At 32.8% G+C, this 9,831-nt stretch carries 9 protein-coding genes and 1 tRNA gene; 9 read left to right on the plus strand and 1 reads right to left on the minus strand.

What is annotated here, in order from left to right; translation table 11 throughout:
- Positions 1-120 precede the first annotated feature (120 nt).
- Complete coding sequence (locus tag AC28QF_RS13700; protein ID WP_488202374.1) at positions 121-909, plus strand: tRNA pseudouridine synthase A; 789 nt, start codon at positions 121-123, stop codon at positions 907-909.
- 290 nt (positions 910-1,199) lie between these two features.
- Here AC28QF_RS13700 and AC28QF_RS13705 read toward each other — a convergent pair whose 3' ends face one another.
- Entirely contained in the window at positions 1,200-2,342 is a 1,143-nt protein-coding gene (locus AC28QF_RS13705) for an acyl-CoA dehydrogenase (protein WP_488202373.1), read from the minus strand.
- An 89-nt stretch (positions 2,343-2,431) separates the two neighbouring features.
- On the opposite strand from AC28QF_RS13705, the gene AC28QF_RS13710 reads away from it, so the two are divergent.
- The 8 genes from AC28QF_RS13710 (at position 2,432) to AC28QF_RS13745 (ending at position 9,829) form a co-directional block, all read left to right on the plus strand.
- On the plus strand, positions 2,432-3,490 hold the full coding sequence (locus AC28QF_RS13710; RefSeq protein WP_488202375.1) for an anhydro-N-acetylmuramic acid kinase: 1,059 nt from the start codon (positions 2,432-2,434) through the stop codon (positions 3,488-3,490).
- Between the two features lie 191 nt (positions 3,491-3,681).
- A complete protein-coding gene (locus AC28QF_RS13715; RefSeq protein WP_488202372.1) occupies positions 3,682-4,914 on the plus strand; it encodes a Glu/Leu/Phe/Val dehydrogenase dimerization domain-containing protein in 1,233 nt (410 codons plus the stop codon).
- Positions 4,915-4,928: 14 nt separating this feature from the next.
- On the plus strand, positions 4,929-6,326 hold the full coding sequence (gene nhaD, locus AC28QF_RS13720; RefSeq protein WP_488202371.1) for a sodium:proton antiporter NhaD: 1,398 nt from the start codon (positions 4,929-4,931) through the stop codon (positions 6,324-6,326).
- 144 nt (positions 6,327-6,470) lie between these two features.
- Complete coding sequence (locus tag AC28QF_RS13725) at positions 6,471-7,151, plus strand: MotA/TolQ/ExbB proton channel family protein (RefSeq protein WP_488202370.1); 681 nt, start codon at positions 6,471-6,473, stop codon at positions 7,149-7,151.
- Positions 7,151-7,543, plus strand: coding sequence for an ExbD/TolR family protein (locus AC28QF_RS13730; RefSeq protein WP_488202369.1), 393 nt, complete (start codon positions 7,151-7,153; stop codon positions 7,541-7,543). Before AC28QF_RS13725 ends, AC28QF_RS13730 begins: the two co-directional genes overlap by 1 nt.
- Before the next feature lie 59 nt (positions 7,544-7,602).
- Entirely contained in the window at positions 7,603-8,427 is an 825-nt protein-coding gene (locus tag AC28QF_RS13735; RefSeq protein ID WP_488202368.1) for an energy transducer TonB family protein, read from the plus strand.
- A 57-nt stretch (positions 8,428-8,484) separates the two neighbouring features.
- A complete protein-coding gene (locus tag AC28QF_RS13740; RefSeq protein ID WP_488202367.1) occupies positions 8,485-9,693 on the plus strand; it encodes a bifunctional folylpolyglutamate synthase/dihydrofolate synthase in 1,209 nt (402 codons plus the stop codon).
- A gap of 61 nt (positions 9,694-9,754) precedes the next feature.
- Positions 9,755-9,829 (plus strand) — tRNA-Val (locus AC28QF_RS13745).
- The last annotated feature ends 2 nt before the right edge of the window (positions 9,830-9,831 follow it).

Genomic DNA, 9,831 nt, shown 5'->3' on the forward strand with positions numbered 1-9,831 from the left:
TTAAGCCCATTTGCGCCGATGGTACTGCCAATGGTGGGAGAGTAGGTCGTTGCCTTTCTTTTAAACCTCAATCTTTATAGATTGAGGTTTTTTTTTACGCGAAATTTAACTAGTTTAGTTATGATGAATTATAAATACACCTACTTAGTTACACTACAATATTTAGGATTCCGGTTTCATGGATGGCAAAAGCAACCAAACTTAAAAACAGGTCATCTTTTTTTAGATAAAACACTTAAGTTTATCTATAAAGGTATTCGCCTTAAAAGTTTAGGCGTAGGTAGAACTGATGCAAGAGTTTCGGCAACTCATTTTGCTTTTCAATTATTTATAGATGAAAAAGTAGATTTCGATCAGTTTATGGTTGATTTTAATGCGAATGCACCTGGAGATATGCGTGCATTAAAAATTGAAGATATTGATAGAAATTTTAATATTATTCAGCATCCGAAGTTAAAGGAATACCGATATTATTTTTCTTATGGAGAAAAAAACCATCCGTATGCTGCTCCGTTCTTAACCCGTTTTAGAGAACAATTAGATGTTGATTTAATGAAACAAGGAGCTTTGTTGTTTGAAGGTTTTCATAATTATAAACGTTATTGTACAAAACCAACGGAAGAAACCAAAGTTGAAAGAGAAATTGTGTTTTGTAGAATTGAAAAAAACACAGAATTAACTGCATCTTTTTTTCCGAAGGAAAGCTTTGTTTTAGTTGTAAGAGGAGAAGGTTTTTTAAGAAATCAAATTCGTTTAATTATGGGAGCTTTACATGATTTAGGAAAAGGTGAATTTGATTTAGATTTTATTAAAGAGAGTCTTAATCCGACATCTGATATTGATTTTATAAAAAATATTGCACCGGCTTCGGGTTTGCATTTACATAAATTAGAATTTAAAGACTTATAATTATAAATACACGCGTTAGCGATTGCAGTTTTGTTTGAGCTCTTTTGTGAAGGATGAACAAAAAGCGAGTACGGAAAGCGCGACCCTTGTGGTAACGCACATATAAAAGGGTAAGAGGTGAATAATGAATAATGAAAGGTAACGGGTTTAGTTAAAAGGTGATGTAGAGTTGATTTGTTTATAGATTTAAATGAGGTTGAAAAGTTATATAGGGTATAAATAATAAAAAGTCCATCAGATTAATGATGGACTTTTAGTTTATAGTTATCGACTATTGTTAAATAGACAATTTATCCTTTGATAATTCCTCTTGAAATTACAATTTTCTGAATTTCTGAAGTTCCTTCATAAATTTGAGTAATTTTTGCATCACGCATTAAACGCTCTACATGGTAATCTTTTACGAATCCGTTACCACCGTGAATTTGCACAGCTTCAACAGATTGTTCCATAGCAACTTTAGAAGCGTATAACTTAGCCATTGCACCAGACATATCGTAGTTGTTACCTTGATCTTTATCCCAGGCAGCTTTCATTACTAACATTCTTGCAGCTTCAACTTCTGTGTGCATATCAGCTAATTTAAAAGCAATTGCTTGATGATTACAAATCTCGGTTCCGAATGCTTTACGCTCTTTAGAGTATTTTAAAGCTAATTCGTAAGAACCAGATGCGATACCTAATGCTTGTGCAGCAATACCGATACGACCACCAGATAATGTTTTCATAGCGAATTTAAAACCGAATCCGTCTTCACCAATTCTGTTTTCTTTCGGTACTTTTACATCGTTAAACTGTAAAGTATGGGTGTCAGAACCACGAATTCCTAATTTATCTTCTTTAGGGCCTACATGAAAACCTTCCATTCCAGCTTCTACAATAAAAGCATTTATACCTCTATGTTTTTTACTACGATCGGTTTGTGCGATTACTAAATAAACACCAGCACGACCACCATTGGTAATCCAGTTTTTAGTACCATTTAATAAATAGTGATCACCTTTATCTTCGGCAGTTGTTGCTTGAGAAGTAGCATCAGATCCTGCTTCAGGTTCACTTAAACAAAATGCTCCGATTTGCTCACCAGTAGCTAATTTTGTTAAATATTTTTGTTTTTGTGCTTCAGTTCCATATGCTTCTAGTCCATAACATACTAATGAATTATTTACAGAAACCATAACAGAGGCAGAAGCATCAATTTTAGAAAGCTCTTCCATAATTAATACGTAAGAAATAGCATCCATTCCGCTTCCTCCGTATTTAGGATCTACCATGATACCTAAAAAACCAACTTCACCCATTTTACGAACTAATTCGTCTGGAAAGGTTTGTGCATTATCTCTTTCAATTACTCCTGGTAATAATTCGTTTTGTGCAAAGTCACGGGCTGCATCACGAATCATTATGTGTTCTTCTGTTAAACTAAAATCCATTATATATGATTATTATATTCGTAAAAATTGATTTCAAAGATACTTTTTTCATAGCATATTTTCAACAGAGTTTTATTATTTTTACGGATATGAATAGCGATTTTTACTTTATTATAGGTTTAATGTCAGGAACATCATTAGATGGAATAGATTTAGTGTATGTTCAGTTTGATAAAAAGGATTATAGAAATTTTAAAATACTAGCTGCAGATACTATTTCTTATAAGGATGATTGGAAAGAAAAGCTGCAAACAGCCATTCATTTTTCTGAAGAAAAATTATTGAAATTAGACATTGAATACGGTGAGTTATTAGGAGTAGAGATTAATGTTTTTATCAAAAAAAATAAGATAAAGAATGTCGACTTTGTTGCGTCTCATGGGCACACAATTCTACATGAACCACATAAAGGAATTACACTTCAAATAGGAAGGGGAAAAGAGATTTCTGAAATAACGAATCAGAAAGTGGTTTGCGATTTTAGAACACAGGATGTTGCCTTAGGTGGACAAGGTGCTCCATTAGTCCCGATAGGAGATGAGTTATTGTTTGCTAATTATGATTACTGCGTAAATCTTGGAGGCTTTGCAAATGTGTCGTTTATAGAAAATGAAAACAGAATCGCTTTTGATATTTGTCCTGTAAATATCGTGTTAAATTATTATGTGCAAAAGCTAGGATTTGAATATGATGATAAAGGAAAAATAGCAGAAAATGGTGAAATAAATTTCGAATTACTAGAAAAACTAAACGCTTTAGGGTTTTATGAAAAAGCGCCACCAAAATCATTGGGTTTAGAATGGGTTCAGACAAATATTTTGCCTTTGATAGATGATTTAGAAAAAGACATTCCAACAATTTTAAGAACATTTATTGAGCATTCAACCATGCAAATAGGAAAAATTATTCATAAAAATGAATCAGTTTTAATAACGGGCGGCGGTGTTTTTAACTCTTTTTTAATGCGAAGAATCGAATTTTATGCTGAAAATAAAATAGCAACTCAAACCGATGAACTTATTAATTATAAAGAAGCCCTGGTTTTTGCTTTTTTAGGGTTGTTACGTGTTGAAAATCAGGTGAATTGTTTAAGAAGTGTAACAGGCGCAAAAAAAGACCATTCATCAGGAGTAATTTTTAATGGTTAGTATTTTTAAATCAAAATATTTGAGCAATCATTTTTTTATGGTAAGTTTGTGACAGTCTGTTTTTAACAGCAATAATAACAATAAAAAAACTTTTTAAATGACACAACTTTAGCTTCTCTTTAAGAGATTATTTTAAAAATGATATTAAAGATTATAACGAATTGAAGTTGAAAATTTATTAGAAGATATTTATGAAAGATTTACTTAAAATATACGAACAAAAAGAACCAGAAATTGTTTTTCATTGGAGAGATCAAGAAACTGATGCAGAAGGATGGACAGTAATTAACTCATTAAGAGGTGGTGCTGCCGGTGGAGGAACAAGAATGCGTAAAGGATTAAACAAAAATGAAGTTTTATCTTTAGCAAAAACAATGGAAGTTAAGTTTACCGTTTCTGGACCAGCAATTGGTGGAGCAAAATCGGGAATTAACTTCGATCCGAACGACCCAAGAAAAAGAGGTGTATTAGAGCGTTGGTATAAAGCGGTTACACCATTATTAAAACATTATTATGGTACCGGAGGAGATTTAAATGTTGATGCAGATAAAGATGTAATTCCGATTACAGAAAGCTGCGGAGTTTGGCACCCACAAGAAGGTATTTTTAATGGACATTTTAAACCAACCGAGGCTGATAAAATTAATAGAATTGGTCAGTTACGTCAAGGTGTAATTAAAGTGATTGAAGATAAGCAATTCTCACCTGATTTATCAAAAAAGTACACGGTTGCAGATATGTTAACTGGTTATGGTGTTGCAGAAGCAGTAAAGCATTATTATAATATTTACGGTGGTAATATAGAAGGTAAAAGAGCCATTGTTCAAGGATTTGGAAATGTAGGTTCAGCAGCAGCGTATTATTTAACGCAGTTAGGTGCAAAGGTTGTTGGGATTATAGATAGAGAAGGCGGAGTTATAAATGAAAACGGATTTTCTATGGATGAAATGAAGGCCTTGTTTTTAGCAAAAGACGGTAACAAGTTAGTAGCTAATGATATGATTTCTTTTGATGAAATTAACAGTAAAATTTGGAGTTTGCCTGCTGAAATATTTGTACCTGCAGCAGCATCAAGATTAGTTTCTCAAGATCAAGTTCAGCAAATGATAGATACAGGTTTAGAAGTAATTTCTCCTGGAGCAAATGTTCCTTTTGCAGATAAAGAGATTTTCTTCGGACCAATTATGGAGTATACTGATAATCATTTAAGTTTATTACCAGACTTTATTTCTAATTGTGGTATCGCAAGAGTTTTTGCTTATTTAATGGAAGCAAAAGTAGCATTACCAATGGAAGATAAAGCTATTTTTGATGATACATCAAACATTATTAAAAAAGCATTACAAAGAGCGTTTACAAAAAGTGCATCGAAAACAAAAATTTGTTCAACTGCATTTGAAATTGCATTAAAAGAATTGATATAAATTAAATTAGAACAATGGAAGCAGCTATTATTTTAGTATTTGTAATGGGATATTTAGCCATTACTTTAGAGCATAATATAAAATTAGATAAATTAATTCCGGCATTAGTAATGATGGCTATTTGTTGGGCATTAGTTGCATTAGGAGTTGATGGTTTTACAAATTGGTTTGATTCATCGCAGCATGCTTTAGTAGAAGGTTTTGCAGGTTTGCCTCATAATGATAAATTACATTTGGTTGAAGAAACCTTATTACATCATTTAGGTAAAACAGCCGAAATATTAGTGTTCCTTTTAGGAGCAATGACAATTGTTGAAATTATAGATTATTTCGACGGATTTTCAACAATTAAAGATTACGTAAAAACAAAAAGCAAAAAGAAAATTTTGTGGATGTTTGGTGTGTTAGCATTTATTTTATCAGCAATTATAGATAATTTAACAGCAACAATTGTATTGATTTCTATTTTACAGAAAATCGTAAAACGTAGAGAAGATAGAATTTGGTTTGCGGGTTTAATTATTATAGCAGCAAACGCAGGTGGAGCATGGTCTCCTATTGGAGACGTAACAACAACAATGTTATGGATTGGTAAAAAAGTAAGCACACAAATGTTAGTAGCTTACTTATTTATACCATCATTACTATGTATGATTGTACCTACGGTTATCGCTTCTTTTTTACCTGCTTTTCAAGGAAATATTGAATCGGACGAAGTAGAAGAAGAAAGTAAAAAAAGCCCTCATAGTGCTAGAATGTTATATCTAGGATTAGGAGCAATTGTGTTTGTACCTTTTTTTAAAACAGTTACACATTTACCACCTTATGTGGGTATGATGTTATCTTTAGCAGTGGTAGCTACTTTTGCTGAAATTTATAGTAGATCTAAGTTTTCATTAACAGATTATAACAGTGAAGAGTCAGATGCTCACGCTCACCACAGCCCAGTACATGCATCTTTATCTAAAATAGAAATGCCTAGTATTCTATTTTTCTTAGGTATTTTAATGGCAGTAGCTGCATTAGAATCATTAGGTATTCTATTTAATTTTGCAGATAGTTTAAAGCAAAGTATTCCGTTAATGGGAACAGAAGTGACGGGTACAAACGTATCTGATTTAGTAGTAATATTATTAGGTATCGGATCTGCAGTGATTGATAATGTACCTTTAGTAGCGGCATCTTTAGGAATGTTTTCTGAGCCAATAGATAATCCTTTATGGCATTTTATAGCTTTCTCGGCAGGAACAGGAGGTTCTATGTTAATTATCGGTTCTGCAGCAGGAGTTGTAGCTATGGGTATGGAAAAAATTGATTTCTTTTGGTATTTGAAAAAAATATCTTGGTTAGCATTTGTTGGCTTTTTAGTAGGGTCAATCGCTTTCGTAATTATGAGAGGTTTTATTATATAATATAGAAGTAAAAGTTTATAAGAATCATTTTGAATAAATAACGTACTCTATAAAGGTGCTTTACGATATTCAAGATGATTTTTTTTTGAACAATTAAAGAAGGAAAGAGTCGTTAGTATTAAAAGCACTTAAAAAAATAAGTTGATGTTATTATTTATTCAAGAAAATTTAGAAGAAACAATATCCGAAGAAAAAACATTATCTATACTTCAGTTAATTAAAGATGGTGGTTTAGGAGGTCAGATTATTATAGGCCTACTTTTTGTATTGTTAGCCGTAGCATTGTATATTTATTTCGAACGTTTTTTTGCTATTAAAGCAGCTTCTGAAGTAGATAAAAACTTCATGAATCAGATAAGAGATTATATTACAAGTGGAAAGATAGAGAGTGCTAAAGCATTATGTGAGAATACGAATTCTCCTACAGCACGCTTAATCGGAAAAGGAATTTCTAGAATAGGAAAACCATTAGATGATATTAACAAAGCAATAGAAAATGCAGGTAAATTAGAAGTATATCAATTAGAAAGAAACGTTTCTGTAGTTGCAACGATTGCAGGTGCTGCACCCATGATTGGTTTTTTAGGTACTGTAATAGGTATGATTGTTGCCATACATGAAATAGCAAATTCTGGAGGACAAATAGATATTAAATTGCTTTCAGACGGATTATATACAGCAATGACAACAACCGTTGGCGGATTAATTGTTGGTATTATCGCCTACATATCTTATAACCATTTAGTTGTTCGTACCGATAAAGTAGTGCATCAAATGGAAGCAAAATCTGTAGAGTTTTTAGATTTACTAAACGAACCAGCATAATGAATTTAAAAGGAAGAAATAAAGTTGATCCAAGTTTTAATATGTCGTCTATGACGGATATTGTTTTCTTGTTATTGATATTTTTCATGTTAACATCCACATTAGTTACGGTAAGTGCCATTGATGTTTTATTACCAAAGGCAGGCGGTAAAACCGAAAGTAGTAAAGTAGTAGCAGTTACCATCACTGATAAAGCTGCTTTTTATATTGATAAGGCAAAGGTGAATTCAGTTGATTTAGAACGCACAATTCTAACAAAAGTAGGAGCAGATAAAAAGAAAACCATCGTTATTAGAGGTGATCAAAATGCGTCTTATAAAAACGTAATGAAAGTTATTGATATTGCGAACAAGAATAAATTAAAAATGATTTTAGCTGTAAAAGCTAAATAAATTAAATAATGCTTCGGGTTTTTTCTTGAAGGATAAAAAAATATTGAGAAGTTAGTAAGATGAAAATATTTGAAACCGAACATAAACGTAAATCAGCAATTATTACGGCTGTTATTCTGATGCTTTTAATTGTTGGAGTATTCAATTTCGGAATGAAATATTTAGATCCACCAATAGAATACGGATTGGCTATTAATTTTGGTAATTCAGAAGTTGGTAGTGGTGAACCTGTTGAAAAAACAAAATCTCAATCGTCACCAGAGAAACCACAAGAAGAAGTTGTTGACGAACCTGTAAAAGAAACCCCGCAAGAAACTGTGCAGGAAGAAGTAATTACGAGTGAAACAACAAAAGAGGTTTCCGTTATAGAAAAATCAAAAGAAAAAAAGGAAGTAGTAAAAGAAACTCCCAAAAAAGTAATACCCAAAAAGAAGCCAAAACCTAAACCATCAAAAGAAACCACCGATGCGTTAAATAGTTTGTTAAACGGAACATCGAAAGACGGAGCAACAAAAGGAGAAGGAGATGATAATAAATCGGGTGTAAAAGGGAACGAAAAAGGCGATCCGAATGCTAGTAAATATTATGGAAATTCAGGAAGTGGATCTGGAGGGAATTATAATTTAAAAGGAAGAACAGCACTTTCTAAACCTATACGAAAACCAGATTGCCAGGAAGAAGGTACAGTGGTTGTTAGTATTGAGGTAGATCAAAACGGAAAAGTTATCAAAGCTATTCCGGGAGTAAAAGGATCAACAAATACGGCAGCGTGTTTATTAAAGCCAGCTAAAGAAGCTGCTTTAAAAACAAAATGGAATGCAGCAGTAAATGCGCCATCAAAACAAAGAGGAACCATTATCTATAAGTTTTCTTTGTCTAAATAATTAGCTTTTTAATAAAATGTAATCTCAATTAATGTTGAGAGGTTATAAAATAGATACATGACATATCAAGAAACCCTAGATTGGATGTTTGCGCAACTGCCAATGTACCAAAATCAGGGTAAAACAGCTTTTAAAAAAGATCTCACCAATAGTATTGCTTTAAGTAATGAATTGGGGAATCCGGAGAAAAAAATCAAAACAATTCACGTAGGTGGTACCAACGGAAAAGGGTCTACAAGTCACATGTTAGCGAGTGTTTTACAAGAAGCAGGCTATAAAGTGGGATTGTATACGTCACCACATCTTAAAAATTTTACCGAACGTATCCGAATAAACGGAGAAGAGATAGATAAAGAGAGTGTCGTTACATTTATATCAGAAAACAAACTCTTTTTAGAAGCACAACGCTTGTCGTTTTTTGAAATGACTGTAGGCATGGCATTCGATTATTTTGCAAAACAACAAGTAGATATTGCAATTATAGAAGTTGGTTTGGGCGGACGATTAGACTCTACAAATATTATCACGCCCGAAGTTTCGGTAATTACCAATATCGGTTTAGACCATACGCAGTTTTTGGGAGAAACCTTACCCGAAATAGCTTTTGAAAAAGCAGGAATTATTAAAAACGGCGTTCCAGTTATTATTGGTGAGCGTCAAAAAGAAGTTGAGCATGTTTTTAGCGCTAAAGCGGATGCTTGTAAAAGTGAGATGCTATTTGCTTCAGATGAAGCCTTTAGGTATCCAACCGATTTATTAGGTGATTATCAAGCCAACAATATAAAAACAGCAGTAAAAGCTATTCAGCAGCTAAAGGAATTTAAAACATCAGCAAAAAACATAAAAAGCGGTCTTTTAAACGTTGTTAAAAACACCAATTTAAAAGGACGTTGGCAAATTTTACAGCAGCAGCCAAAAATAATTTGCGATACTGCTCATAATAAAGAAGGTTTGACTTATACCTTAAAACAACTTAAAAAAGAAAAGAGCAAAACAGTGCATATTGTTTTAGGAGTAGTTTCAGACAAGAGTTTAAAGGATGTTTTACCACTATTTCCAACAAATGCTGTTTATTATTTTTGTAAACCGGCGATTCCGAGAGGCATGTCAGAAAAAATATTAAAAGAAGCCGCAAACGAGTGTAATCTCATTGGTGATTCTTTTGATTCTGTAAATCAGGCTTTTGAAGCGGCGAAGCTACGAGCTAGTAAAGAAGATGTTGTGTATGTAGGAGGGAGTACGTTTGTTGTGGCAGAAATTTTATAAAATTAAATTAAAATAGTGTTGTTTTTTTCTAAAACAATACTATATTTGCACCCGCAATTGAGGGCAATTAGCTCAGTTGGTTCAGAGCACCTCGTTTACACCGAGGGGGTCGGGGGTTCGAATCCCTCATTGCCCACA

It is taken from the genome of Tenacibaculum sp. M1.3A (genome assembly GCF_057732375.1).

Excerpts from the sequence above, each read along its gene's own strand:
- AC28QF_RS13700 (WP_488202374.1), top strand. The coding sequence starts at position 121 with ATGATGAATTATAAATACACCTACTTAGTTACACTACAATATTTAGGA.
- AC28QF_RS13705 (WP_488202373.1), bottom strand. The coding sequence starts at position 2,342 with ATGGATTTTAGTTTAACAGAAGAACACATAATGATTCGTGATGCAGCC.
- AC28QF_RS13710 (WP_488202375.1), top strand. The coding sequence starts at position 2,432 with ATGAATAGCGATTTTTACTTTATTATAGGTTTAATGTCAGGAACATCA.
- AC28QF_RS13715 (WP_488202372.1), top strand. The coding sequence starts at position 3,682 with ATGAAAGATTTACTTAAAATATACGAACAAAAAGAACCAGAAATTGTT.
- nhaD (WP_488202371.1), top strand. The coding sequence starts at position 4,929 with ATGGAAGCAGCTATTATTTTAGTATTTGTAATGGGATATTTAGCCATT.
- AC28QF_RS13725 (WP_488202370.1), top strand. The coding sequence starts at position 6,471 with ATGTTATTATTTATTCAAGAAAATTTAGAAGAAACAATATCCGAAGAA.
- AC28QF_RS13730 (WP_488202369.1), top strand. The coding sequence starts at position 7,151 with ATGAATTTAAAAGGAAGAAATAAAGTTGATCCAAGTTTTAATATGTCG.
- AC28QF_RS13735 (WP_488202368.1), top strand. The coding sequence starts at position 7,603 with ATGAAAATATTTGAAACCGAACATAAACGTAAATCAGCAATTATTACG.
- AC28QF_RS13740 (WP_488202367.1), top strand. The coding sequence starts at position 8,485 with ATGACATATCAAGAAACCCTAGATTGGATGTTTGCGCAACTGCCAATG.